At 44.2% G+C, this 25,439-nt stretch carries 25 protein-coding genes; 12 read left to right on the top strand and 13 right to left on the bottom strand.

Going from position 1 to position 25,439, the window contains the following annotated elements; all coding sequences use genetic code 11:
• Positions 1 to 31 precede the first annotated feature (31 nt).
• Together recC and JKJ11_RS12970 are read right to left on the bottom strand one after the other, a co-directional pair.
• On the bottom strand, positions 32 to 3,508 hold the full coding sequence (recC, locus tag JKJ11_RS12965; RefSeq protein ID WP_252038300.1) for an exodeoxyribonuclease V subunit gamma: 3,477 nt from the start codon (positions 3,506 to 3,508) through the stop codon (positions 32 to 34).
• A gap of 77 nt (positions 3,509 to 3,585) precedes the next feature.
• The gene (locus JKJ11_RS12970) at positions 3,586 to 4,560 is read right to left on the bottom strand and encodes a TDT family transporter (RefSeq protein ID WP_252038301.1); all 975 of its coding nucleotides are present in this window, start codon (positions 4,558 to 4,560) and stop codon (positions 3,586 to 3,588) included.
• Positions 4,561 to 4,657: 97 nt separating this feature from the next.
• Here JKJ11_RS12970 and JKJ11_RS12975 point away from each other — a divergent pair, with 97 nt between their 5' ends.
• The 3 genes from JKJ11_RS12975 to dapD all read left to right on the top strand — a co-directional run bounded on the left by JKJ11_RS12975 (position 4,658) and on the right by dapD (position 7,271).
• On the top strand, positions 4,658 to 5,551 hold the full coding sequence (locus tag JKJ11_RS12975; RefSeq protein WP_006071093.1) for a LysR family transcriptional regulator: 894 nt from the start codon (positions 4,658 to 4,660) through the stop codon (positions 5,549 to 5,551).
• Positions 5,552 to 5,677: 126 nt separating this feature from the next.
• Entirely contained in the window at positions 5,678 to 5,974 is a 297-nt protein-coding gene (locus JKJ11_RS12980; RefSeq protein WP_006071091.1) for a YebG family protein, read from the top strand.
• A gap of 265 nt (positions 5,975 to 6,239) precedes the next feature.
• Complete coding sequence (dapD, locus tag JKJ11_RS12985) at positions 6,240 to 7,271, top strand: 2,3,4,5-tetrahydropyridine-2,6-dicarboxylate N-succinyltransferase (RefSeq protein WP_252038302.1); 1,032 nt, start codon at positions 6,240 to 6,242, stop codon at positions 7,269 to 7,271.
• Positions 7,272 to 7,327: 56 nt separating this feature from the next.
• Here dapD and rfaH read toward each other — a convergent pair whose 3' ends face one another.
• Entirely contained in the window at positions 7,328 to 7,819 is a 492-nt protein-coding gene (gene rfaH, locus JKJ11_RS12990) for a transcription/translation regulatory transformer protein RfaH (RefSeq protein WP_006071087.1), read from the bottom strand.
• Positions 7,820 to 8,122: 303 nt separating this feature from the next.
• Between rfaH and JKJ11_RS12995 the strand changes: the two genes are divergently transcribed.
• A complete protein-coding gene (locus JKJ11_RS12995) occupies positions 8,123 to 9,508 on the top strand; it encodes a peptide MFS transporter (protein ID WP_006071085.1) in 1,386 nt (461 codons plus the stop codon).
• Positions 9,509 to 9,581: 73 nt separating this feature from the next.
• Here JKJ11_RS12995 and hemH read toward each other — a convergent pair whose 3' ends face one another.
• The 3 genes from hemH to htpG all read right to left on the bottom strand — a co-directional run bounded on the left by hemH (position 9,582) and on the right by htpG (position 13,528).
• Positions 9,582 to 10,541 (bottom strand): ferrochelatase, encoded by a 960-nt coding sequence (gene hemH, locus JKJ11_RS13000; RefSeq protein ID WP_006071084.1) that lies wholly within the window; start codon positions 10,539 to 10,541, stop codon positions 9,582 to 9,584.
• Between the two features lie 118 nt (positions 10,542 to 10,659).
• Positions 10,660 to 11,304 carry an adenylate kinase gene (gene adk, locus JKJ11_RS13005; RefSeq protein WP_006071083.1) on the bottom strand — a complete coding sequence of 215 codons (645 nt, stop codon included), beginning with the start codon at positions 11,302 to 11,304 and terminating at the stop codon, positions 10,660 to 10,662.
• A gap of 319 nt (positions 11,305 to 11,623) precedes the next feature.
• On the bottom strand, positions 11,624 to 13,528 hold the full coding sequence (gene htpG, locus JKJ11_RS13010; RefSeq protein WP_124940158.1) for a molecular chaperone HtpG: 1,905 nt from the start codon (positions 13,526 to 13,528) through the stop codon (positions 11,624 to 11,626).
• A gap of 261 nt (positions 13,529 to 13,789) precedes the next feature.
• On the opposite strand from htpG, the gene JKJ11_RS13015 reads away from it, so the two are divergent.
• Both JKJ11_RS13015 and JKJ11_RS13020 read left to right on the top strand, forming a co-directional pair.
• Entirely contained in the window at positions 13,790 to 14,620 is an 831-nt protein-coding gene (locus tag JKJ11_RS13015; RefSeq protein ID WP_124940159.1) for a winged helix-turn-helix domain-containing protein, read from the top strand.
• An 11-nt stretch (positions 14,621 to 14,631) separates the two neighbouring features.
• The gene (locus tag JKJ11_RS13020; RefSeq protein ID WP_006071076.1) at positions 14,632 to 15,150 is read left to right on the top strand and encodes a regulatory protein ToxS; all 519 of its coding nucleotides are present in this window, start codon (positions 14,632 to 14,634) and stop codon (positions 15,148 to 15,150) included.
• Between the two features lie 125 nt (positions 15,151 to 15,275).
• On the opposite strand, the gene JKJ11_RS13025 is transcribed toward JKJ11_RS13020, so the two are convergent.
• The 4 genes from JKJ11_RS13025 to JKJ11_RS13040 form a co-directional block, all read right to left on the bottom strand.
• On the bottom strand, positions 15,276 to 16,424 hold the full coding sequence (locus JKJ11_RS13025) for a flagellin (protein WP_006069952.1): 1,149 nt from the start codon (positions 16,422 to 16,424) through the stop codon (positions 15,276 to 15,278).
• Between the two features lie 239 nt (positions 16,425 to 16,663).
• Positions 16,664 to 17,800: a flagellin gene (locus JKJ11_RS13030; protein ID WP_124940160.1), complete on the bottom strand. Its 1,137-nt coding sequence runs from the start codon at positions 17,798 to 17,800 to the stop codon at positions 16,664 to 16,666.
• Between the two features lie 114 nt (positions 17,801 to 17,914).
• Positions 17,915 to 18,820 (bottom strand): Dyp-type peroxidase, encoded by a 906-nt coding sequence (locus JKJ11_RS13035; RefSeq protein WP_006071073.1) that lies wholly within the window; start codon positions 18,818 to 18,820, stop codon positions 17,915 to 17,917.
• 36 nt (positions 18,821 to 18,856) lie between these two features.
• Positions 18,857 to 19,351 (bottom strand): DUF2919 domain-containing protein, encoded by a 495-nt coding sequence (locus tag JKJ11_RS13040; protein WP_198558185.1) that lies wholly within the window; start codon positions 19,349 to 19,351, stop codon positions 18,857 to 18,859.
• 112 nt (positions 19,352 to 19,463) lie between these two features.
• On the opposite strand from JKJ11_RS13040, the gene JKJ11_RS13045 reads away from it, so the two are divergent.
• Together JKJ11_RS13045 and JKJ11_RS13050 are read left to right on the top strand one after the other, a co-directional pair.
• A complete protein-coding gene (locus JKJ11_RS13045; protein ID WP_198558186.1) occupies positions 19,464 to 19,805 on the top strand; it encodes a DUF2956 domain-containing protein in 342 nt (113 codons plus the stop codon).
• Positions 19,789 to 20,139, top strand: a complete 351-nt coding sequence (locus tag JKJ11_RS13050; protein ID WP_252038303.1) for a DUF4156 domain-containing protein — start codon at positions 19,789 to 19,791, stop codon at positions 20,137 to 20,139. Before JKJ11_RS13045 ends, JKJ11_RS13050 begins: the two co-directional genes overlap by 17 nt.
• 83 nt (positions 20,140 to 20,222) lie before the next feature.
• On the opposite strand, the gene JKJ11_RS13055 is transcribed toward JKJ11_RS13050, so the two are convergent.
• Positions 20,223 to 20,504: a winged helix-turn-helix domain-containing protein gene (locus tag JKJ11_RS13055; protein ID WP_006071066.1), complete on the bottom strand. Its 282-nt coding sequence runs from the start codon at positions 20,502 to 20,504 to the stop codon at positions 20,223 to 20,225.
• 293 nt (positions 20,505 to 20,797) lie between these two features.
• On the opposite strand from JKJ11_RS13055, the gene JKJ11_RS13060 reads away from it, so the two are divergent.
• From JKJ11_RS13060 to JKJ11_RS13075, 4 genes are read left to right on the top strand one after another with little or no spacing between them, the layout of a single operon-like run.
• On the top strand, positions 20,798 to 21,148 hold the full coding sequence (locus tag JKJ11_RS13060) for an ArsC family reductase (RefSeq protein ID WP_006071064.1): 351 nt from the start codon (positions 20,798 to 20,800) through the stop codon (positions 21,146 to 21,148).
• Positions 21,149 to 21,182: 34 nt separating this feature from the next.
• Entirely contained in the window at positions 21,183 to 22,319 is a 1,137-nt protein-coding gene (dapE, locus tag JKJ11_RS13065) for a succinyl-diaminopimelate desuccinylase (RefSeq protein WP_006071062.1), read from the top strand.
• A gap of 2 nt (positions 22,320 to 22,321) precedes the next feature.
• Positions 22,322 to 22,996 (top strand): M15 family metallopeptidase, encoded by a 675-nt coding sequence (locus JKJ11_RS13070; protein WP_006071061.1) that lies wholly within the window; start codon positions 22,322 to 22,324, stop codon positions 22,994 to 22,996.
• 9 nt (positions 22,997 to 23,005) lie between these two features.
• Positions 23,006 to 23,215 (top strand): DUF2897 family protein, encoded by a 210-nt coding sequence (locus JKJ11_RS13075; RefSeq protein ID WP_006071058.1) that lies wholly within the window; start codon positions 23,006 to 23,008, stop codon positions 23,213 to 23,215.
• Between the two features lie 15 nt (positions 23,216 to 23,230).
• On the opposite strand, the gene bamC is transcribed toward JKJ11_RS13075, so the two are convergent.
• Positions 23,231 to 24,250, bottom strand: a complete 1,020-nt coding sequence (gene bamC / locus JKJ11_RS13080; protein ID WP_006071057.1) for an outer membrane protein assembly factor BamC — start codon at positions 24,248 to 24,250, stop codon at positions 23,231 to 23,233.
• A gap of 50 nt (positions 24,251 to 24,300) precedes the next feature.
• Positions 24,301 to 25,179, bottom strand: a complete 879-nt coding sequence (dapA, locus tag JKJ11_RS13085; RefSeq protein WP_006071055.1) for a 4-hydroxy-tetrahydrodipicolinate synthase — start codon at positions 25,177 to 25,179, stop codon at positions 24,301 to 24,303.
• Positions 25,180 to 25,439 lie beyond the last annotated feature (260 nt).

Genomic DNA, 25,439 nt, shown 5'->3' on the forward strand with positions numbered 1-25,439 from the left:
ACGCAGCCTTCCCAAATTCACGAAACTTTCCCTATTCATGAGAGTAGTACTCTTCAGCATCCATACTTAGGGTTCTTGGGGCTTCTAGCACGAGCTGCGAGACTAACTTGAGATCATTGGCAAGCACTTCACTCCATTCAGGCCAGACTCTAGAAATATAAGGATTCTCGCCCTCTCCCGTTTGCATGTAACCACCGATAAATCGAGCTTCCATTTTACTCAACATCTTTTCATCGTTCGGAGTCCAGTTGCCTCGACTATAGTTCGCCTCGATACCTGCTAATGCCGATTCAGGGAAATAGGCTAGAGGTTTATCCAAACCACCAAGAAACAACTCAAGTAATTGCCTCATATACTGTTCCGCTTGAACACTATCAAGTTGAGGATAGACACGATGTACTACCCCTTCTTTTTTGTCGTAGGCCAGCATATGGGTCGCTGCTGGTTGACCTGCGAGGGTCAGTGCTAAATGGTCAATCCACGCACTTAAATAGTCACTAGAACGCAAACGCCCACTGCGGTATCTAAGCAAGCCTGAGGCATAAATACCCGTGACCCAACCTTGTACTTTAATGGTGATCGAACCCAAGGTTAATTGCAGGTTTATTTCGGTATCGTCCAATGCTTTATTCGACAGCGGTCTCACGGCCTTAGCGAGTTCTTCGGTTTGCGCCACGTTCGATGCAAATTCCAAATCACCAAAGTGATTGATAGGTAGATAGCCTTGCGCCTTCTGTTCGGATTTAAATGCCGTTATTAAGTCAGTGCCGTCTTCTGATTTAGTAAAGAAATCAAGTAGCTCTTTTCGCAATACAAAGCTCTCTAATCCATTAAGCGCAAAGGGTTCATCGTCTTCGGTTGTAAACTGCTGTGAATCAAAACTGACTTCAAGCCTGCGGTTGAATAGATATTGAACGGGCAACCGCCAAAAACGCTGCAACTCGGTAAGTTCCAGCTCAACAACACTGCCGACGGCACGTTCAATAGGCTCAAGCGTAAATGGCTCTGAACCGTCAAACCTCACATTACTGAGCTGCTGCAAAGCAGCGGGTAGCCACTCGGAGGCATAACTTTGATAGCTGTGTGCGGACTTAAAATGAGAAGCACTAAACGGCACCATCGCGTATTCCTGAACCAAACTGTTGCGAAGTTTGGCTCCAGACTCATCCACGCTTAACTCACTATCTCCTTGCAAGCAGTAGTTTTGCTCACAATATTCCACCAGCTCTGATACTAGTACCGAAGGTACTCGCTCAGTGTTGTCCTGAATAGAGCGTCCAACGTAGCTAATATAAAGCTGTTGCTGTGCCGATAATAAGGCTTCCAAAAATAGATAGCGGTCATCATCTCGACGAGATCGATCTCCCGGTTTGGTGCGACCTGTCATTAAGTCAAAACTTTCAGGTGGAACACTTCTCGGGTAAACACCGTCATTCATACCAAGCAAACACACAGCTTTAAATGGTATCGAGCGCATTGGCATTAAGGTACAGAAGTTGACTTGCCCAGCAAGGAAGCGCTGACTGACTCGTGATCCCGATAGCTTATCGATAAAATATTGGCGTACAATGCGAGGTGCAAGTGGTTCGCTATAGCAAGCATCTTGAAGCTGTTCTTTGAGACCAGAAAGCGTGTCACGAATCGCTTTTACAACCACTTCACCTTCTAGATCAACATCAAAGAAATCATCCAACAAGGCATTTATGTTGGTTTGCCATGTATCTATTGGTGCGGATTTGGCAAGCAATCCACGATACTTGGTAATGGTATCGATAAACTGTGCCAGTTTGCCTGCACTTTCGGCTTGCATACCTTGAGTCTGCTCATAAGGCGCAATGGTGCCATGCTCAAACTCAAACAAGCCAGCTTGTTCACTAATAGCATACCCGGCCAACATTCGAGAAATACCGAACATCCATGAGTTTTGCTCAAATTCAGGTAAGTCGAACTCACTGGCAGTGTGGTTATCCAAACCCCAACGTATCTGAGCCTCTTCGACCCAAAGTTTTAATGTAGCAAATTCACTGTCACTGATATTGAATCGCTGCAAAATAGCAGGTACCTCAAGCAATTCAAGTAACTCACTACTGGAACAACGCAACTCAGGTAACTGCAATAATAGGTTAAAAGCATTCAATAAAGGGCTTTCTTTGTCTGCCGTTCGGTCCGAGATCGAAAATGGAATGTAGCGCTCACCGGAAGCATTACCAAATACCGCCTGAATCGCAGGGCTATAGGCGTTGATATCGGCTACCATGACAATCACATCACGCGGCTTGAGATCGGGGTTACGATCAAACATCGCTAGCAAGTTATCATGCAACACTTCCACTTCACGCATTGGACTGTGGCAAACGTGTAAAGATAGTGAATGATCTTGAGGCAAAATGGTTGGCTTATGTTGAGAACTTAGCAATAGCTGATCATCTTGGTGTTCTTCTAAGTTCAAAATATCCGCTTGGATATTTTCCAACAGCGTAGTTCGCTGTCCATCAACAAATGCTTCTATTTCGTTCGACTCCAGCTGTGAAAGAAGATAGAGATTATCCCTTCCTAACTTACCCATAGATGCCAGTAAGCTGTTGCCAACTTCAGAGATATGCAGTTCATCTTCGATATTTTGCTCGATGGAGCCTTTAAGCTGCTCCACCATCGACATATCGCCAGAATGCGCCACATCGGCAATTTGTTGTAAATGCTTGCGCTTATTGGCGGCAAGCTTGGACAGATATTTTCTGTCACGCACTTCACCCCAGTAATAACGACAAGGGTTGGTGAACATCAGATGCACATCAATATGCTGCCCGAGCGCCTTAAGGGCGTCCAAGTATCTCGGGGGCAAAGAAGAAATGCCGAAAACAAATAAGCGCTTGGGCAGCCTATCTAGACCATGCGATTTCACATCCACATTGTGTGTTAAGGCATCAATAAAGTGTTCATAGAGGTTAGCACGGTGGTAAGGTGACTGACCTAACGCTACCGTATGATCATACAACGCCTGCCATAGTTTAGGTTGCCAAGGCTGCTGATCTTCCAGTTCAACGACAGGTTCCCCCGCTTCCCATGCCGCTATCCACTCTGGTCGATAAACCAAGTAGCCGTCATAGATATCGGCGATTTTTTCAGCCAATTGATAGCGTTTCGAGGCATCGGCATCATCGGAAAGGTACTGAGCGAGCGGAGCAAAGTCTGTGTCATTGAGATGAAGCGGTAACAGATGCATGATTTTCCATGTCATCGCTTCTTTATTGAATGCACTGCGCTTGGGCACCTCATCCAACACTTGAACAAATCGATCCCAAATAAACGTCGCGGGAAGTGGAAAGTCGATATTGGCAGCAATGCCAAATTCTTGTGCCAGCGCCATTTTCAGCCATTGTGACATACCTGGGCTTTGCACAAGAATCTGTTCTTTTTCGAATGGATTATCTAGTGGGTCAATCTTGATTAATTGCACCAGTAGAGATTTCAATACATCGATTTGATTTGAGTGATAAACGGTGAACACGTTGCCGCGCGCCTTTAACTAATTGTCCTCACTCAAGATTAACACATTAACTTCAGTTCTAATATTTACTTGAAGCCCTACGCTGTTTGATGTGAAGGTTTAGGTAGATAAGCCATTAAGTAACGTACCGCTACGTAGCTTACAACAATCGTTGCCACAATTAACTCAATATTGGCTAGCACTCGAACTTGCTGAATCGCACTCTCTGATATTCCGTGAGCGCCCATCCAAGCTACCAATTTGTACAGGGCTGTTGCACCTATAACCATTGGGAAAGTAAATGCTGCATAGCCTGGGCTAAATGGTAAACGAAGCAATTTAATGAACGCTAAATAGATAATCATCGTCATCAGTACTGCAATACCGAATAGCAGTGCAAGTATCACTGGTGAAGGCTCTGCTGCCACGGTTAGGTAACCGGCAAGTGAGAGACTCGCAGGCGCTGCCATAATCGCTAATGTTGGTTTAGCTGCGTCTGGAATTTCGTGAGTGAAAATCAAACGATAAATCATGGTAGGAAGCATCACTGCGTACACACCTAGACCAAAGTACAAAGCACCATTTGCGACCCATTGCAGATTTGGATTACCAGAGAACGCCACATCCGCAACCACAATACCAACAGGTGGTACAAACCAGCTTGGCACCATATGGTGCAATTCGAAATCACGACTACGGTGATAAACAAAGCTTGCTAGGAACACAATATGTAAGCCTACAGCAACTAGCCAGATACCATCACCGAGTCTTGGTAAAAACTGACCAACTGAGTGAGAGACCACCATAGTGGCCATTGCAAACGTAGGAACAACACTGCCCACAACAGGGTGTGCTAGGTCTTCTCTTAATAGGTGGTTATGAAATAAAAATTTGTAAGCCAAAATCACAAGTAATACACTCGCGATGGCCGCGCCCATCCACTGTGCGCCATGATGCAGTTCCAGTGTATTTTCCCAACACCAGCCAAGACTCGCGATACCTAAAGCCAATCCTGCCATTGGTGTAGGTGCGCCTTTAACTCTGTAGTGTGCTTTTTTCACGGTCGCAATCATTATTAGCTGCCTCAATTAATGTGTTGCGCTTATTCTAACTCTGCCTTATGTTTAGGTATATCTATTAAAACTCAACTAACGTTCAGATTAACTAAACATGACCCCACATATCTCGCTTAAGCAACTTAAAGTCTTCGTAGCCGTTACTCAGCATCAAACTCTCACTGCTGCGTCGGAAACACTGTTTCTCTCAAAAGCGGCGGTGAGTATGTCGTTAAGTGAACTAGAAAAGCAAATCGGCCATGCTCTTTTTGATCGGGTAAATAACCGTTTAGTGATCAATCAAGAGGGTCAGAAGTTACTCCCTCTCGCCGATGAACTGCTTAGTCGAAGTCGCGACATAGAATCTCTATTTAGCGATGAGCAAAGTTATCGCGGGCAACTACGCATTGGCGCCAGTGATACCGTTGGTAATCAATTAGCGCCGTTTTTATTGAGTGATTTTCGCCAGCAACACCAACATAAAGCGCAACAGTTGTTTATTTCCAATACCGCGTTGATCTGCCAAAAGCTCATCGATTATGAGTTAGATATTGGCTTGGTTGAAGGTAAAACGCTGCATCCCGAACTTAATAGCACTCAGTTTAGTGAAGATGAAATGTGTATCGTCTCCTCGGTCAATCACCCACTAGCAACTAGTGATATGAATGATTTGTCCTTGCTTGAAAACAGCGATTGGATATTGCGAGAACCGGGTTCCGGCACAAGAGAGTTTTTTTTAAGAACGGTTGCACCAAGAATAGAGGTATGGCACGAAGCATTCGAGCTGAATACCACAGAAGCGATCATTAACTGCGTATCGGCGGGATTAGGTCTCGCATGTTTATCTAAACTTGCCGCACAAACAGCGATTAATGACGGTCGTATCAAACAACTTCCCGTTGCGCTGGATATGAAGCGACGGTTCTGGGTATTAGTTCATAAAGAGAAATATCAGAGCCCGCTGCTTAAGAACTTTATCGATTTTTGTCAGGTGTGGGATAAAGCCTAGTCTTGCATGAATAGGAAATAGGCAATCAGTTCTCACTTTTGACCCGCCGACTGGACAAGCGGATCTCGCATCTGTATAAACAGACAGTATTACACGTTTCAAAATTAACATATTAGAGGATTGACCATGGCTGTAATCGTCAAGTACGTGGTGGAACGCAACGGAGAAGAAAAGATGACTTTTACCTCTAAAGCTGAAGCTGACGCTTATGACAAAATGTTGGATATGGCAGACGAGTTATTCTCACTGCTAGGCGAAAGTGAGCTCATTGAAGATGAAGCAAAACAGGAAGAGCTATCCCTTTTCCTTGCTCAACGTAAAGAAGAAGTGCTTTATGCTCTGGGTGCTAAACGCAAACCGACACCAAAGAAACCAAAAGTGGTTGAGCCTGTGGAAGAGGATGATAGCGAGGCTGCAGCATAAATCGCTTACCTTAGTATTCCCCTTCTCATCAATAAACCAGCAACGGCCAATCAGGTCCTGCTGGTTTTTTTGTCTCTAGTATCGACTATTTCTTATTAGACAAAACTATCGCTAAAAAGACAAAGGGTATCGTTTTACAGACTTTTGCCATTTTTGCCCTTTCATCACATCCTGTCACTCTATAAGATGATTGCCAACAAATTACACCAAGTCGCTGCAGTTTGGCGCGACTTTTGGACAATTCTATACATGGAGAACGAGAGTCATGGCAGCATATTCAATTGCTTTCGGCAGCGCAACCAAAAACCGCGACGGTAAAATCATCGAAGCGTTTTTCCCACATCCACGTCTAAATCCAAGTGATGCACTGGTCTCAGCCATTGCTGAAGTAGCAGGTTACACAGACGGTAACCAAGCGATTGAAGTAACTGCAGAGCAAAGCGCTGCATTAGCGACAGCATTCGCCTCAAACGACGATGCACAAAACGCAGCTTTCGCTGAAAAAGCAGCAAACTCTTCTCAACCATTAGTTATCGTTATTCTTGCCACTGACGAGAAGCCACAATCTGTTGCAGAAGGCTTCCTGAAGCTACAACTGATTTCTAACCGCTTGGTTCAACCACACGGCACTGTGTTAGACGGCATCTTTGGTCTGCTTCATAACATCGCGTGGACTAACCAAGGTGCTATCGACCTTCCAGAGCTGGCTGACCGCCAAATCGAGGCTCGCCTTGCGGGCGAAACACTAACGGTTGATTGCGTCGATAAGTTCCCGAAAATGGTGGACTATGTGGTTCCAACTGGCGTTCGTATTGCCGACACTTCTCGTGTACGTCTTGGCGCACATGTTGGTGAAGGTACAACGGTTATGCATGAAGGCTTCATCAACTTTAACGCAGGCACGACAGGCGTTAGCATGGTTGAAGGCCGAATTTCTGCTGGCGTTGTCGTTGGTAACGGCTCTGATATTGGTGGTGGTGCATCTATCATGGGTACACTGTCAGGTGGCGGCACGGTTGTGGTATCTATCGGTGAGAACTCATTACTGGGCGCGAATGCTGGTCTAGGTTTCCCGCTTGGTGATCGCTGTACTGTTGAGTCTGGTCTGTATGTTACAGCGGGTTCTAAAGTACGTATGCTTGATGCTTCTGGTCAAGAAGTAGAAATCGTCAAAGCAAGTGACCTTGCAGGTAAGCCAGACCTACTATTCCGTCGCAATTCTGTGACTGGTCAAATCGAATGTCTAACCAATAAGACTGCGGTTGAGCTAAACAGCGAGCTACACAGCAACAACTAGTCGGTAGTAATAGCCCGATGTTAAAGAAGAGCCTCAGCATAGTGCTGAGGCTCTTTTTATATATCCAAATCTTTATTGTCGATACTTACTGGAACTTGTTTGTTAATCAAATTGACTAACATAATAGAACGCGCCTCACCGTCAGCCTCTTGGAAAATGGCTTCAATGCCCGCAAACTGACCACCAATCACTCTCACGCATTCCCCTTTGTCAGGAAGGTCAGCGCAATCTGGCTCATCACAATGAACCATCGATCTTAATTCAAAAATCAGATCACCATTGATCTCTTTTGGTTGAGCACCAAAACGAATGAAATCAACCACACCTCGTGTCGAGCGAACGGTAGTGAAAGAAGGTCCTACCTCATAATCAAACTTCACGAATACATAGGATGGAAAGAGCGGCTCTTTCACATTCTGTCGTTTGCCACGCAATATTTTTTCTACCGAGATCTCTGGGTAGTAGCACTCTAAGCCTTGATTTTCGAGATGCATTTTCGCGCGAGCTTGTTCTCCGCGCTTACAATAAAGCAAATACCAACGTTTCATTTTCACTGCATAATGTTTCTAATTACCTACATCGTATCACTAAATTTGCGGTCTTTCTCTAAAGTTCAATTAATGAATCGAATAGTAAAGAGGAATATTCCTAATAATTGCGAGTTAACAAAAAATGAAATGTTAGTTTGCAGCACATTTTTCTCGTACCATCCCTGAAAAATTTACTTACATTTCATTGTGTTAAACATTTTATTCACAATATCTATTAATTAATGCTATTGCAGTTATTAATTTGGTCATGTATACAAGTTGGCACATTATATTCTTTGATAACTAAAATTAGTAAAACTTATGACAGCACAGCACAACATCCTAGGCCACCCACGAGGCCTGTTTCTATTGTTCGGTACCGAACTATGGGAACGTTTTTCCTATTACGCAATGCGTGCCATCCTAGTTCTGTTCTTAACTGATGCTACTATGAATGGCGGTATGGGCTGGTCCACTAAAGATGCTCTAGATCTCTATGGTATCTATACTGGACTTGTTTACATCACTCCGCTTATCGGTGGTTACATTGCCGATAACTTCCTAGGCCAACGAAAATCTATCATCATTGGTGGTGTATTGATGGCAGCGGGTCAATTCACTCTGGCTGCAGCAGCATCAGGCGAGCCTAATGCGCACTTATTTTATGGTGGTTTGGCACTTCTTATCGCTGGTAACGGTATGTTTAAGCCAAACATTTCAACCATGGTTGGTGACCTTTACGAAGAAGGCGACAACCGTCGTGATGGTGCCTTCACTATCTTCTATATGGGTATCAACTTAGGCGCACTACTAGCGGGTATCGTTGTGGGTTCAGCAACGGATTCATTCGGTTGGTCAGCAGGTTTTGTGGTTGCTGGTATCGGTATGGTGCTCAGCTTAATCATGCAGCTTACTATGGCGAAATCTTGGTTAGGTGAAATCGGTAACGTGCCTGCGGCTGCTCGTGCAAAAGCACTGAACAACTCAAAAACAAAAGCGCCATTAACTAAAGAAGAGATCGATCGTCTTAAAGTTATCCTCATCATGGGTCTATTTGTTATCGTTTTCTGGGCCGGTTTTGAACAAGCTGGTGGCCTGATGAACATCTACACGCAGCAATATACAGACCGTATGATTGGTGACTTTGAAGTACCAGCAGCTTGGTTCCAATCGCTAAACCCGTTCTTCATTATTACTCTTGCTCCTGTTTTAGCGGCAGTTTGGGTGAAACTTGGTAAGCGTGAACCTAACTCTCCAGTTAAATTTGCTCTAGCACTATTCTTCCTAGCACTTGGCTTCCTTTGTATGGTTGGTGCAGTGATGGAGCAAGGCGGCGACACTGCGGTTAAAACCTCTATGCTTTGGTTAGTGGGTGCGTTCTTCTTCCACACACTAGGTGAGCTTTGCCTATCTCCGATCGGTCTATCACTTGTAACGAAATTAGCACCGCTTCGCCTCGCATCACTTATGATGGGTGCATGGTTTGGTTTCAATGCGATTGCAAACTATGTGGCTGGCCTTATTGGTTCACACGTTGGTGAACTAGGTGCAATGGCTATCTTTGGCGGCATTGCCGCAACGGCCGTCATTTGTGGTGTTATTTTACTCGTGTTCTCAAGTACCTTAGTAAAATGGATGCACGGTGCCGAGTCTAACGGCATTAGCAAGGCTCAAGAAGTAGAAGAGCAACAAGCACAACTCGCTTAATAAACGAATAAGCTTAATAACTAAAAAGGGTCAGACATTGAATGTCTGACCCTTTTTTAATTAAGACAAGCCATTAAGCAGACTGAACCAATTCAACCATCATGTCGATGTGTTCCTGCGAATCGTTAAGACAGCTAATATAACGATAACTTTCGCCACCCGCTTCGATGAAGGTTTCTTTCGCCTCCACCGCGATTTCTTCCAGTGTTTCTAAACAATCCACCGAGAATGCCGGTGTGATAATATCCAGCGATTTAATGCCTTTATCTGGCATTTGCTTTAACGTCTGTTCCGTATACGGTTGTAACCATTCCTCACGACCAAAAATGGACTGATAGCTCATTCCTATTTGCGACGAATCTAGGCCTAACTCTTCACCCAGAAGCTTCGTCGTCGCTTCACAATGCAGAGGATAGACGTCACCGTTATCAGCGTAGCGTTTTGGAATGCCATGATATGAGCACAACAAGTAATCCGCGCGCCCGTGCTGCTCCCAATGCGCTCGCACCGAATTGGCTAGCGCTTTGATATATCTGGCGTTGTCATGATAGTCGCGTACCAATGAAATGCTAGGAAGCGTTGAGATAGATTTACAAGCCTTGGCAATACCATCAAATGCAGCCGCAGTCGTCGTCCCTGAGTACTGAGGATAAAGTGGCAGTACCACGACCTTATCAACCCCTTGGTCTAGTAATCTTGAGAGCCCATCTTTAAGAGAAGGATTGCCGTAGCTCATACCAAGTTCAACCGGCATATTTAGAGCTTGCGCCAGTTTGTCGGCTTGTTGACGGGAGTACACCATCAAGGGTGAGCCCTGCTCCATCCATACTGATTGATACAGTTTAGCGACTTTAGGCGAACGAATAGGCAAGATGACGCCGTGCAAAATAGGGCACCAAAGCCAACGATTCATATCCACAACGCGGTGATCATGCAAGAATTCTTGTAAGAACGCTTTCACTCCTTTTGCTGTAGGTTCATCAGGCGTACCTAAGTTAACCAGCAAAACTCCTGTTTTTAGCGAACCGCTCATAGACTTCCTTTTAGTTGTTATTTGATTTCTAAACGGATTATATACTCTAGCTGACCATCCATGGATCAAAAAAAACGACCTAATAAGGTCGTTTTTTTACTTGATTCACAATTGCGAATTAAGACAGAGCTTTTTCGATATCTGCGCTTACGTCAGCAACTTGCTTAGTACCGTCAAATTTCAGGTACTTAGTGTTACCCGCTTCTGCTTCTTTACCATAGTAAGCAATCAGCGGCGCAGTTTGATCGTGGTAAACGCCTAGACGAGCACGTACTGTCTCTTCTTTGTCGTCATCACGAACTACTAGGTCTTCACCTGTTACGTCGTCTTTACCTTCTACTTTGGGTGGGTTGTAAACAACGTGGTATGTACGACCAGATGCTAGGTGAGCACGACGACCCGCCATACGCTCAACAATCACATCATCAGCAACGTCAAACTCGATAACGTAGTCTACGTCTACACCCATCTCTTTCAGGCCATCAGCTTGAGGGATAGTGCGAGGGAAACCATCTAGTAAGAAACCTTTTTCACAGTCGTCTTGAGCAATACGCTCTTTGATTAGACCAAGAATGATATCGTCTGATACTAGCTGACCTGCATCGATAACCGCTTTGGCTTTCTTACCAAGCTCAGTGCCTGCTTTGATTGCTGCACGTAGCATGTCACCAGTAGAGATTTGAGGGATACCGTACTTCTCCATGATGAATTGAGCTTGTGTGCCTTTACCAGCACCTGGAGCACCTAAAAGAATGATGCGCATGACTTGTCCTCTTATACTTAAAAAGATTTTATACCGAAGCTCACAGCTAAAGGCTTCACCTTAGTGGCTGCTTTACGATAAGTTTCGGTATAAAGATGAATTCTGAATGTATAAACATTGCTCAACAAAGATCTGAATGTTTATGCGTGCGGCGCATTCTAACACAGAAATCTTTTGCTTGGCGCGAAATACGACTAAAGAATAGCCAACAAGCATCTAAAGTTCGCTAACTCTGTGTTAAACCACACTTTAAAATGAATGAGCCCAATACTATTGGGCTCATTTTTATGCTTTAAGTCACAAAATAAATCTAAGGTTATTAGACTTTAGACAAAAGCTTATTCACTGCACCTAGGAATTGAGATGGATCTGTCATAGAGCCACGCTCAGCCAGCATTGCTTGCCCTAGTAATACTTCAACCCAGCGACCAAACGCATCTTCATCCGCTTCGTCTGCCATGCGCTTAACCAACTCATGCTCAGGGTTAATTTCAAAGATGTACTTAACTTCAGGAACTTCCTGACCAGCTGCTTCAAGCAACTTCGCCATCTGTGTGCCCATTTCGAAGTCATCGGTAACCACAACAGCTGGAGTAGTCGCAAGCTTGAACGTGGTGCGAACTTCCTTAACGCGATCACCTAGGTAAGCTTGAGTGCGCTCGACCACAGACTTGAACTCTTCCTCTGTCTCTTTTTGCTTCTCTTTTTCCGCTTCGTCTTCAAACTTACTTAAATCAAGACCCGATTTAGTAATGGACTGGAACTGCTTACCGTCAAACTCGGTTAGGTAGTTCATCAGCCATTCGTCGATGCGGTCATACATCAGAATAACTTCAATGCCTTTCGCTTTAAATTGCTCCAAGTGTGGGCTGTTTTTTGCCGCCGCGTAACTATCTGCGGTTAGGTAATAGATCTTGTCTTGGTCTTCTTTCATGCGCTCAACATAAGACGCAAGAGACACAGTTTGCTCAGCAGAATCCACCTCCGTCGATGCAAAACGAAGCAGGCCAGCGACCTTCTCCTTATTTGCCATGTCTTCCGCTGGACCTTCTTTCAGTACTAGGCCAAACTCCTTCCAGAACGATTGATATTTCTCTTCATCATTCTTAGCCATGCGTTCAAGCATAGTTAGCACGCGTTTGGTACATGCGCCACGCAACGATTGAGTAACTTTGTTGTCTTGAAGAATTTCACGCGAAACGTTTAGTGGTAGGTCATTTGAATCAATTAGACCACGGACAAAACGCAAATAAGATGGCATGAACTGTTCTGCGTCATCCATAATAAACACACGTTGTACATACAGCTTAAGTCCGCTCTTATGATCGCGATTCATCATATCCCAAGGCGCTTTAGCTGGAATATACAGCAAGCTAGTGTAGTCATTCTTGCCTTCTACGCGGTTGTGACTCCATAGCAGAGGGTCGGCAAAGTCATGAGACACATGCTTATAGAACTCTTGATACTCTTCATCGGTAATATCAGATTTGTTGCGAGTCCAAAGTGCTTGCGCTTTGTTGATCTGTTCCCACTTACCTTGTTCTGTCTCTTTACCTTCTTCATCACGCTCAAGCGTCCAAATAGATACTGGAATGCCGATGTGGTCTGAATATTTGCTGATTACATCACGAAGACGCCATTCAGATAGGAACTCTTTACCTTCTTCACGCATGTGAAGAATGATATCCGTACCACGTGTTTCTTTAGTGATGTCTTCGATGGTGTAGTCGCCTTCACCAGCAGAGTGCCATTGCACCGCTTGGTCAGCGGCCGTGCCCGCTGCGCGCGTGCGTACGGTCACCGCGTCTGCCACAATAAACGCTGAGTAGAAGCCAACACCGAATTGACCGATTAGTTGTGAGTCTTTACTTTGCTCATCTGACAATTTAGCAAAGAACTCTTTTGTACCTGATTTTGCAATAGTGCCTAAGTGTTCGATCACATCATCGCGCGTCATACCGATACCATTATCGGAAACGGTTAATGTGTTGCTCTCTGCATCAAACGACAACTTAACGCCTAAGTCTGCGTCACCTTGATATAAGTCAGCGTTAGATAGCGCCTGAAAGCGCAGCTTATCGGCTGCATCGGACGCGTTCGAGATTAACTCTCTTAGAAAGATCTCTTTATTTGAATACAGAGAGTGAATCATTAAGTGAAGAAGTTGTTTTACCTCTGACTGAAAGCCACGGGTTTCTTTATTGTTAGTTTCAGCGGTGCTCATGCTATCTCCATTACACATTTAATATCGAGTTTCGACATTTTCTGGAACTCGTTATTGCTATGATTAATCTGCTAAAGAAATGAGGATGAAGATTGTAAATTCAAGGTCAAAAAACATAAAAATGCTGTTTTTTTGATTGGTTTTTATTATCCTACTGCTCCTGACTATAAAAAAATCCTAAAATCCTATAATTGGCCCTGCAATTATTCAGTGCCAAAGTATCAGTATCTGTCGCGTTGCGGCACTAAAAAGAAGAATGCAATGAGTAACATAGGCACTAAGTTTATACTCGGTCAAAAGTACATTTTTGACCCTAATAGCAACTCTTTAGTCGATCAAACCAATAACGATGAAGTAGTCCGTCTTGGTAGTAATGAAAGTCGCATTTTACTTCTACTCGCTGAAAGACCGAATGAAGTCGTGACCCGTAACGACCTTCATGAATTTGTTTGGAGAGATCAAGGCTTTGAGGTCGATGACTCAAGCTTGACTCAAGCTATTTCTACGCTCCGCAAGATGCTGAAAGATCCAACAAAGTCACCTCAATTTGTAAAGACGGTGCCTAAGCGTGGCTATCAGCTTATATCTAGTGTTGAGCGCTCTGTGCCTGTCGCTTCATCAGAAGCCATAAACGAAGCTCCTGTTGTTGATCTTGCCAAAGAACTGCAAGAGCCAAACTCTGCGTCAACAATTCCTCACTCAGAGCCAGTGATCCCACCAGCTCCAAAAGAAAAGACACCGCCAACCGTTTGGGCAATGGTCGTAGTGGCAATTTTGCTACCTATTCTTGTGCTTATGGTAACCAACCCGGCGCAATCAAGCTTTAAAGAGCTTGGTATGGTCGAAAGCGTTAAGATTGTGACGCCTGAAAACCACCCTGACGTCTCTAGCTGGCAACCAAAAATTGAGCAATGTGTTGCTAAGTATATTGAAACACATACCGACGACATGTTGCCTCTAGAAGTGATTGTAACAGGCGATCAGAGTGATCAAATTGCACTGAACTTTATTCATAGTGTCGAATTCTCTGGTGAAAATAGCACAATGCGTATTTTTACTGAGCAATCAGACTTAAGCAAAGTGTGCAAGTAAGGAGTGTCCTGATGAAAATGAAATACGCTGCTATTTTACTTGCTCTATCTACTGCTCTAAGTGCTTGGCTTTACTGGGGAAGTGATTTAAAAATCGAGCAAGTTCTAACGTCCAATGAATGGCAATCCAACATGGTAGGTATCATTGCTGCCCGTGACTATCCAGATACCGATATCGGCCCGTTAAGCCGATTAGAAATGTCGGCCAACGTAAAATATTTGCCAGGTGGTGAATATATCCGCGAATCTTCAATGCGCTTGTACGGTAACGATCCAGAAAAACACACCTTGATTAAGATTTCTGAGAAAGGCGCTTGGACTATCAGTGACAACTACTTACTGATTTCACCTCGAGAGTTCAAAGACACTGCGACGGCACAATCGGACGAGTTTACTCATGAGCAACTTGCGATGATTAAGCAGTTCCTAAAAATGGAAGCCCAGCAAAGTCGACGTATTGATATCGTTAACGAAAAAACATTATTGCTGACTAGTTTAAACCAAGGTTCATCTATCTTGTTCTCTAACTAAGTTAGAATTTAAATATCATAAAGGAGGCAGTCTGCCTCCTTTATTTTTTGTAGCTAAAAAGTGTGAGACCATAAAAAAACCAGAGCTGAAGCTCTGGTTTTTTTGTTTGTCATCTGAGGTGACGCTTAGCCTAGTAGGCTCAATGCTGCGTTTGGCGCTTGCTTCGCTTGCGCCAAAATCGAACTTGAAGCTTGCGATAGAATTTGATTCTTCGTCATCGCTGTCGTCTCTTTCGCAAAGTCCGTGTCTTTGATACGGCTCTTCGACGCGTTCACATTCTCATTGATGTTGTCTAGGTTGTTGATAGCGTGATTGAAGCGGTTTTGGAAAGCACCAAGCTCAGCACGGTGGCTATCCACATACTTCATCGCAGAATCCAGAATCGCCACGGATTCTTGAGCGCCACCTACTGACGTGACATCAATATCGTTAACCGTTGCTGCTGCCGCTGCACCTGACATGTCTAGCTCACCTGAACCCGCTAGCGTACCACCGAAGCTTAATGAAGCGCTGTCGATATCTTTATTGTTGCTCGCAAATACTTGTAGTGCGCCATCTTCATCTACAGACGCTTGCACTAGGTCAGTTTGACCATTGATGTACGTCGCTAGCTGCTCAATGTCGTCGCCTTGTTTCGCGTTAATCGTCAGCGTTGTCATCGCATTACCTGCGCTGTCGTTCATGTCGATAGTCAGTGTTGAGTTTGCTGCCACTGACCAATCTTTATCTTTTGCATTCGCTGCTTGGTAAACCGAACCACCCATGCCGCTGTTGTCTGAGCGCATGTCTTTCAGGCTTAGCATCACCGCTTCACCATTGTTTGAACCGATTTGGAATGACTGGGTACCGTAAGTACCGTTCAGTAGACGGTTACCACCGAATGCTGTGGTTTCAGCGATACGGTTTAGTTCGTTATTCAGTGCCGTCACTTCTTCTTGAATCGCCACACGCTCTGCTTTTGAGTTTGAGCCGTTTGCCGATTGCAGTGATAGGTCACGCATACGTTGCAGGATGTTCGTTGTCTCATTCATCGCGCCTTCAGCAGTTTGGGCGATAGAGATACCATCGTTCGCGTTGCGCACTGCCACATCAAGACCACGGCTTTGAACGTTCAAACGGTTCGAAATTTGTAGACCCGCTGCGTCGTCTTTCGCACTGTTGATTTTATGACCCGAAGACAAACGCTCCATTGACGTTGCTTGCGCCTGACTTGCGCTGTTTAGGTAACGCTGAGCGGTCATCGCTGATACGTTAGTATTTACATTCACTGCCATGTTGTTTCTCCAATTGATTTTCCGGTGTAGCGGTTTCCGACGTCTCGGAAAACCAAGTAGTTCTCTCAAAGTTACTATCTTTATCGTCTTCAAAAAGAAAGACTTGAGAAGTTTATTTATGGAAAGTTACTTTTTTTATGCGGTTGGACATGAATTGTGATAAGAAACATAAAAAGTGAAGTTTTGTAGGAAAAAGAACTAAAGTTATCTGCCAAGCCGTCGTACGACCTATTTTGCTATTAGCTCTGCAAAAGAGTAAGTGCTAGGTTAGGAGTCTGTTTTGCTTGAGCCAAAATCGTAGTGCTAACCTGTTGAAGGATTTGTTGCTTTAACATTTCGGTTGTTTCTTTCGCATAGTCAGTATCTTTAATACGGCTGTTCGAAGACGATAAATTCTCTTCCATATTTGCCAGATTATTAATGGTATGACCTAGCCTATTTTGGTACGCACCCAACTCAGCCCTATGACCATCCACATACTTTAAAGCTTGATCGATCACCGACACCGACATTTGCGCACCTCCTACTGCTTCGATAGACAAATTATCCACCGTCACAATACCTTGTGTCGCAATATCTAAAGCCTGAGCAAAGCTCCCAGAAAATGTAACGCTACTGGTGACTTGCTGGGAGTCTGCAAACAATTGTAACTGCCCCTGCCCGTTTACTGAGGCTGAAATCGTATCTGTTTGCCCGTTAATGTAAGTTGCAACCTGTTCAATATCATCGCCAACTTTAAGCTCTATCGTGTCAGTCTGAGTTCTACCTTGAGCATCTTGATAACTGAAACTCAAGCTACGATTACTTGAATCCACCAGCCACGATTCAGAAACGCCATTATTGGCACGATAAGCAACGCCGCCCATTTCCAGTTGGTCAGAACGCATATTTTTTAGTTCAACTTGAATGGCCTCACCTGCCTGCGCACCTATTTGGAACGTGGCCTTACCAAAGCTTCCATTGAGCAATCTTTTACCACCGAATGAGGTGGTTTCTGCGATTCGATTTAGTTCATCATTAAGGGCGGTAAACTCTTCTTGCAGCGCCTTTCGATCTTGAGCCGAATTGGAACCATTGGCAGATTGCAGCGAGAGATCTCGCATTCGTTGTAGGATTGATGTGGTTTCATTCATCGCGCCTTCCGCAGTTTGCATGATGGAAATACCATCATTTGCATTACGCTGCGCTACGCCTAAACCACTTATTTGAGCTTCTAATCGATTAGAAATTTGTAGGCCAGCTGCATCATCCTTAGCACTATTAATACGATAGCCAGATGACAGGCGCTCTAACGACTGATTCAACGCCTGAGACGCTTTATTCAGTTGATTCTGCGCCATCATTGCACTGACATTGGTATTAACAGTAATCGACATACAAGTTCCGAAAACAAGAGGGTTAGTTTGATATCGACTAAATGAGAAAAAACTGAAGGGAAAAAAGGTAGTGAGAAGGTTCCTAGTACAAACGCCTAGGAACCAAGATATGGATTATGCTGCGATATTTAGTGAGGCAAGCATCTCTTGCGACGGCGCAAAGAAATACGCCCCTGTGACCGCTTTGGTAAAGCGTAACAACTGGTCAGTTTTACCATCGGTTGCACCGTACATGCTTTCAAGCATCGCATCGAAGTTATGTACCGTATGACAATAAGCAATGAACAGTAAGCCATGAGCGCCACTTACCGTACCATACGGTAAGCTGTGACGAACAATTTTAAGTCCTTTGCCTTCCTCTTTGATGTCTACACGCCCCACGTGAGATGCGGCAGGGACATCATCCAGCTCTATAGAATCAGGCTTGGTACGACCAATTACTTTTTCTTGTGCTGCAACATTAAGGCGGTTCCACGCTGGCAGATTATGTTCAAAACGTTGCACCATCACGTAACTTCCAGAAGCAAACTCACCATCAGCAACTAATGCGACTTCACCACGCTGCTCACCTTTCGGGTTTTCAGTGCCATCAATAAAGTCGGTCATATCACGAGCATCCATAAAGCGATAGCCGTAGGTCTCATCCACAACAGTTACGTCCTCAGCAATCTGACCCATGAGTTTACGCAACACATAAAAATGCAGGTCATGACGCTTAGAGTGACAATGCACTAATACATCTACCTCAGTCGATGGAGCGTGAATATCACCTTCACCTAGTTCTGGGAACGCTTTCAGTTCTGGCGGCATCGCCTGTTCAAACTGTGTCCAGAATGAGTGAGAGAATGCTACTGATGAAGTCAGTTCAGCACCAGGTTGAGACTCATTAAGCTCTTTTACTAACTGTGGTAATGCTTGCAGTGCACTTAGCACTTGCTGAGGGTTTTGATTCACTTTTAACTGCATGTACAACGCAAATGGTTCAGCATCAGGCGTTATTGCACTTTGTGGTAATGACATTGATCTTTCCTCTGTTTTTGCACAGTGTATTTTTAACTAGTTACTCGTAGTATGACCTTGATCAGTAACTGTATTGATTTTTCTTGGCATCGCTAAGCAATCTATCACATAGCGACTATTTACCAAATAAATAGCAAACCAGCACAGCAATACCAGAGTCATCGCGTTGGTCCAGGTAAACTGCCAGTGCTGTAAGCTGACTAAGTAGACAGTATGTCCTAGCTGCATTAGCACCACGAGAATAGAAGTGCCTCTTAAATAGCTAACAGAGCGATTGATTTTGTCTGTATCCGCTTTACGCAATCCCATTAGCCACATTCCTACAACAATCGGTAGCCCCATGGCCAATCCGAGGTAAAGCATAGTGTGGTTTGGGTAAACATACTCGAGAATTTGACTTCCTTCTTGGCGACTCGCACCAGCAACAATAAATACCACCCAAGCACGTGTCAGGAACGCCCACCCTAACCAGAGCCAAATTGGCGCTTTGAGGATTCCGTGCTGGTCATATTGTTCTATGCCATAGCGCATAATACGTCTCAAATTCTAACTAATATCAAACTATATGGTGTTAATGGCGCAATGATTCAAGTTCAAACTCTTGGTTATGATAAAATGCAGCAAATTTTGAGTTAGGATGAGTATGAAAACCAACAAAAGTGCGCCTTCTGTAGAAACGCAGCAAGAAGCGATGCGCATAGCGAAATCAACCCAAAAGCCTGGTCAAACAAAAGAACAGACTAAATTGATCGCTCAAGGAATTGAAAAAGGCATCGCGCAATTTAAAAAACAGCAGAAAGAAAAAAAACGTCAGGCAGATAAAGCGCTAAAAAAACAGAAAAGAGATAAGCAGCAACGTGACCACGTTGAAGCAGACAATCAAACACAAGACATTCAAGTTCAGGAGGTAGGCTCTACCCGTTTACCTTGGATGTTGTTGGTATTTAGCTGGATAGGTTTTATTGCTTATGTTGCTCTTAACTAAACGTAGTCTCGGTGCTATCACCGCACTGATTGTGCTGCAAGGCTGCTCAACACCAGCCAATCAACTTTCATCACCGCAAGCTGAACGTGTTGAGGTAAGACTGGATGCCAGTATGGATGTCTCGTCTTGCGCTTGGAAAGGCGACATCACTGGTTCAGAAGGACGCTGGTATAGCTCGATTTTTTATGGCAATGATGCACTGGCCCGTGGCGCAATGAATGACATAAAGAATCATGCAAGTGAGTTGGAAGCAGATACTGTACTTTTGCTATCCCCTCTCGACTTTCAAACGTCGGTAACCTTGATAGGTAGCGCGTACCGATGTAAAAAATAAAGCCAGAGTCTTCACTCTGGCCTCATTTATCATCCATATGCACACGGCTGATACTTAATTCACACTCAACAACGATATGCTGCTTAAACGCCAAGAGTTGACTCGATGTCATTTTGGCGTTCAATCACCCATTGGCTGTCGAATGGTCCCCAGTCAGATAACTGGTAATAACCATCATTGTGTCTACGCCCATCTTGAACAAACATGAGCTCAATGCCGATACCAGGTAGCGCCTTGATTACATCTTGAATTGTTCGGCGAGGCCACCCCGTTTTTTCGATAAGTTTTGGCACATTCGGTCTCTCGATGCTCTCAACAAGCAATGCGAGATAGAGACGACGTGCAAAAACAGGACTCAGTTCCATTGACACCTCCTATTTATGTGCATTTCCAATATATTGGATTTCAACAAGATGGTGTTGCGCTTGATCAATTTCTCGATAATCCGCGCGATATCAACAATTCAGATTTTGTAACTTTTCATCAATATTGGTTAATTTAGCTGGCTTTTCTGTTGTTTTTGCGCCATCTGTTCAGAACAAACAGATCAGACCAAGTGTGATAAAGAACAAGTTTTTGTTTATAAGGAGAGTTCTTGATAGGATGCTTGAAAACAAAATTGCCGAGTCGGCAAGTCAATTATAGAAAGGAAGTCATTATGTCGATCACCATGTTTGGGATCCCTAACTGCGACACAATTAAAAAAGCTAAAAAGTGGCTCGAAGCTAATGACGTGGAGTACACATTTCACGACTATCGTAAAAATGGTATTTCAGAGCAAATGGTTCGCGAGTTTTGTGATGCTCTAGGTTGGGAACAAGTACTAAACAAACGCGGCACGACATACCGCCAGCTCTCACAAGAGCAAAAAGACACACTTAATGAAGACTCTGCGATCTCACTTCTTGTTGAGCATCCTGCCATGATTAAACGTCCTATTGTCGATATTGACGGCAGCAAACACATTGGCTTCAAAGCTGATCAATACCAACAGATTTTCAACGCATAATTCGAATTAACGATAAGTACAAGGATCATCAAGGATGACAGACAGCCCCGTATTGGCACTCGCAAAAGATTTAATTAGTCGCGAATCAGTAACACCGGAAGATGCAGATTGCCAAAAGGTAATGATTGAACGCCTAGAAAAACTCGGTTTTGAGATCGAAGTGATGGTGTTTGAAGACACCACCAACTTCTGGGCTCGCAAAGGTAGTGAAGCGCCGCTATTCGCCTTTGCTGGCCATACCGATGTTGTACCAGCTGGACCAAAAGAACAATGGCATACCCCACCATTTGAACCAACAATCATTGATGGTCATCTTCATGGACGTGGTGCAGCAGATATGAAAGGCTCGCTAGCCTGTATGATTGTTGCGGTAGAACGATTTATAGAACAGAACCCAAACCACACGGGCTCCATTGCTTTCTTGATCACCTCTGATGAAGAAGGCCCATTTATTAACGGGACTACCCGAGTGGTCGATACCTTGATGGAGCGTAACGAGCTGATCGACATGTGTATTGTAGGAGAACCTTCAAGTACGCTAGCGGTTGGCGATGTGGTTAAAAATGGCCGTCGTGGCTCTATCACTGGTGATTTGAAAGTAAAAGGCATACAAGGTCATGTTGCTTACCCTCACCTAGCAAACAACCCAGTGCATCAAGCGCTTCCTGCATTAGCAGAGCTTGCTGCAACAAAGTGGGATGAAGGTAACGACTTCTTTCCTCCAACCAGCTTCCAGATCCCCAATCTACATTCTGGCACCGGTGCAACTAATGTGATTCCTGGTGAATTCGATGTGCAGTTCAACTTCCGTTTCAGTACTGAACTGACCGACGAAGACATCAAACAACGCGTACATTCGACACTTGACCTTCATGGGTTGGATTACGAGTTAAAATGGACATTAAGTGGTCATCCGTTCTTAACGGATAGAGGTGAATTACTGGATGCAGTAGTCGATGCCGTGGAAGAGGTCAACCATAAGAAACCTGAGCTTCTAACGACGGGTGGTACATCCGACGGCCGCTTTATTGCACGCATGGGCACTCAAGTAGTAGAGCTTGGTCCTGTTAACGCAACCATTCACAAGGTAAACGAATGTGTAAACATTGCTGACCTTGAAAAGCTCACCGATATGTACGAGAAAACTCTGTTTAATCTTTTGGGTAAATAGATATGGATAGAAAGCAGCTTGTTGGTCAAAGTGAATGTGAGCTAGTTCCACTTCAAGTTGGAAACAAAGCGTTTCTTGTGCATCAGCAAGTTAGGCAAGATTTGCACGCTCTGATTCAAGCTGCTTCATCCGATGGATTTCAACTGTATATCGCCAGTGGATTTCGAAGTTTCGAGCGTCAACTTGGTATTTGGAACAACAAAATGTCAGGGGGTAAGCCAATTCTAGACGATGATAGCCACCCCATGGATACTGCCTCACTGTCTGATGAGCAAAAGGTTCGAGCAATTTTGCGTTGGAGTGCTTTACCCGGTGCAAGCCGCCACCACTGGGGTACCGATTTTGATGTCTATGCAGGTAACTTGTTACCTGTTGACACTTCTCTCGCCTTAGAGCCTTGGGAATATACACAAGGTCATCAAGTACCCTTCTATCAATGGCTAAAAAACAATGCTAGCCGGTATGGTTTCCGCTTTCCTTATCAGCAAGATCGTGGCGGAGTAGCCTTTGAACCCTGGCATATCAGCCACCATGCCACGGCAGAACAATGTCTTAGCCAACTTTCCATCACATTGCTTCAAGAAACTTTAGAGCAATCAGAGATTTTGGGACAACGTGCCATACTTTCTCAACTTGATTACATCTACAATCAATATATAACAAATATACAACGTTGAGAGTGAAGTATGATTGAATGGCTATTTAACCCGTGGGTTATCATTATTGTTGTTGTAGCCGTTGTGATTGGCAACATTGCAGCACTGAAACACACCGCCAATATGAAGTTCAACCAAGAAGATAACGTCCGTTCACGTAAACATGAACTTGACCGCCTCAATGAGTTAGATAAACAAAAATATGGCGATGATGACGAAGACATAAAAAAAGGACCTTAACGGTCCTTTTTTGTTTTAGTCTTTCTTGATCACTGTCGATATCAACGGTTCTAGGGAGCGGAGCAGGTTCTCTGCTACTGGCTTACCGTCTTTATCCGTAACATTAATCGAAGTACGGTTCCCTAAATCACCGAATAGGAAGGTGTATTCGCCCGGTTCTAGATCAATTGGTTTCAAGCCAACGTCATTCCAGAACGCGTCATCCGGTGCAGCGTATTTGGCTTTTGCAGTACCTTGAGACTGGTTACGCTCTTCAATGGTGAAGCCCATCTTAGGCAGCAGCTCTGGGATCTCTTGCCACATTACATTATACGGTGTACGTGCAATGATGACTGGCAGACCACTTCTGTCCGTACCCATGCTAATCGGGATAGACTTGACCAACTCTTGAGCTCGACGAGCGGCTTCTTCACGAAGGTCTCTGTCATAGCGAGCAGTTACCAAATTGGTCATCAATGTGTTGTAACGCTCTTCGTTAACACGAGTTACTGGCTTATCTTTTCCACCCTCACGCCAATCGATCAGCTTCATTTTGAAACCATAACGATTGTTTGCTTCGAAACGGCTTATCTCGTAACGGCTACCAATCTCAACGTCCTCATCTTCAGAAACCCAAGACACCCAGTCGGTTTCGATAAAGTCATCGGTTTCTTTTCGTGCTTTGACGTTGATTTCAGCTAGCATGGTCTTGACTGTTGACCATACTTTATCCATCTCATCTTTTTGTAGCAGCCACAGTGTTACGTCGGAGCCTTGTCTTTCTACTCGAGCACCAGGGATAAGCTCTAAAACTTGTTGAGGCGGACGAATATCAACCTCACGGCCAATGCCACCCGAGTAATCCCCTTTAGGAATTTCATAATTTGGATAGAACTGAGGCGTGGCATCTTCCGGTAGCGTCCAACTTTCTAGCGGTGGCGCATCTAGGTAGTTAAAGTCATCTTTTGCTTCGCGACGAGTGTTAGGGTCACTCGAACAAGCGGCTAAAACAATAACAGCTAACGACGATACCGCTAGCTGACGAGAAAATTTCATTGATACTCCCTTAATAAGAGGAGCGATAGTTCACTCCTCTTAATGTTCTATTAGTAAATACAAGCTTCTGTTAGAGCTTGAGCAACAATAGGTTTTGCTTGCTCGGATAGTTCAACAAGAGGTAAACGTAAATCTCCGTTGTCAATCAAACCCATTTTATGCGCAGCCCACTTCACAGGAATCGGGCTAGATTCTACAAACAGATTTTTATGCAAAGGCATAAGACGTTGATTGATGATTTCAGCTTCTTCGAATTTACCTTCTAGAGCCAGCTTCATCATTTTTGCCATGTCTGCCGCTGCAATGTTGTTCGTTACGGAAATCACACCAGTGCCGCCTTGCTTAATGAAATCAAGCCCTGTCGAATCATCACCACTTAGTAAGATAAAATCTTCGCCACAAAGTTCACGATGAATTTGAACTCGTGATAAATCACCGGTCGCATCTTTAAGTGCAACAACATTTGAAATCTCAGATAAACGTGCAACCGTCTCTGGTAGTAGATCCACACCTGTACGACCAGGTACGTTGTACAAGATTTGTGGAATGTCTGTCTCTTCGGAAATCGCTTTATAATGCTGATACATGCCTTCTTGCGTTGGCTTGTTGTAATACGGTGTCACACTCAGACAACCCGCAATACCAACGTTATTAAATAAGCGACTAAATGTAATCGCTTCGTGCGTCGCATTTGCACCTGTACCAGCAATAATTGGTAGACGACCTTCAGCAAACTCAACCGTCTTCGCGACGACCTTGACATGTTCTTCAACAGTTAGTGTTGCAGACTCACCTGTTGTACCGACAGCAACAATACCGTCTGTACCAGCTTCAATATGATACTCAACTAGCTTTCGTAAGCTAACGAAGTCCACTTCGCCGTCTGGAGTGAATGGGGTTAATAAGGCAACAATACTTCCTGAAAACATGGTGATCTCCCTAAATTGATACTTCTTGCATGGTACTGTAATGCTATTGATAAACACAAGAGATTAAAAACGATCCCCGCAAGAAGTGAATGAATAATTATCAGATTTCAGATATGAGGCACGTATAAGGTGCGCTATTACTATTTCGAGGTGTCATCAACAGGTTAATTTTCTGGCTGATAAACTTATTCCCCTTAAATTTGTCGGTATTCGGTTACATCTATCACAAGAGCTTTACCGTTAGCTGTGCTACCATATCA

The organism is Vibrio sp. SCSIO 43133, assembly GCF_023716845.1.
Taxonomy (GTDB): Bacteria; Pseudomonadota; Gammaproteobacteria; order Enterobacterales; family Vibrionaceae; genus Vibrio; species Vibrio mediterranei.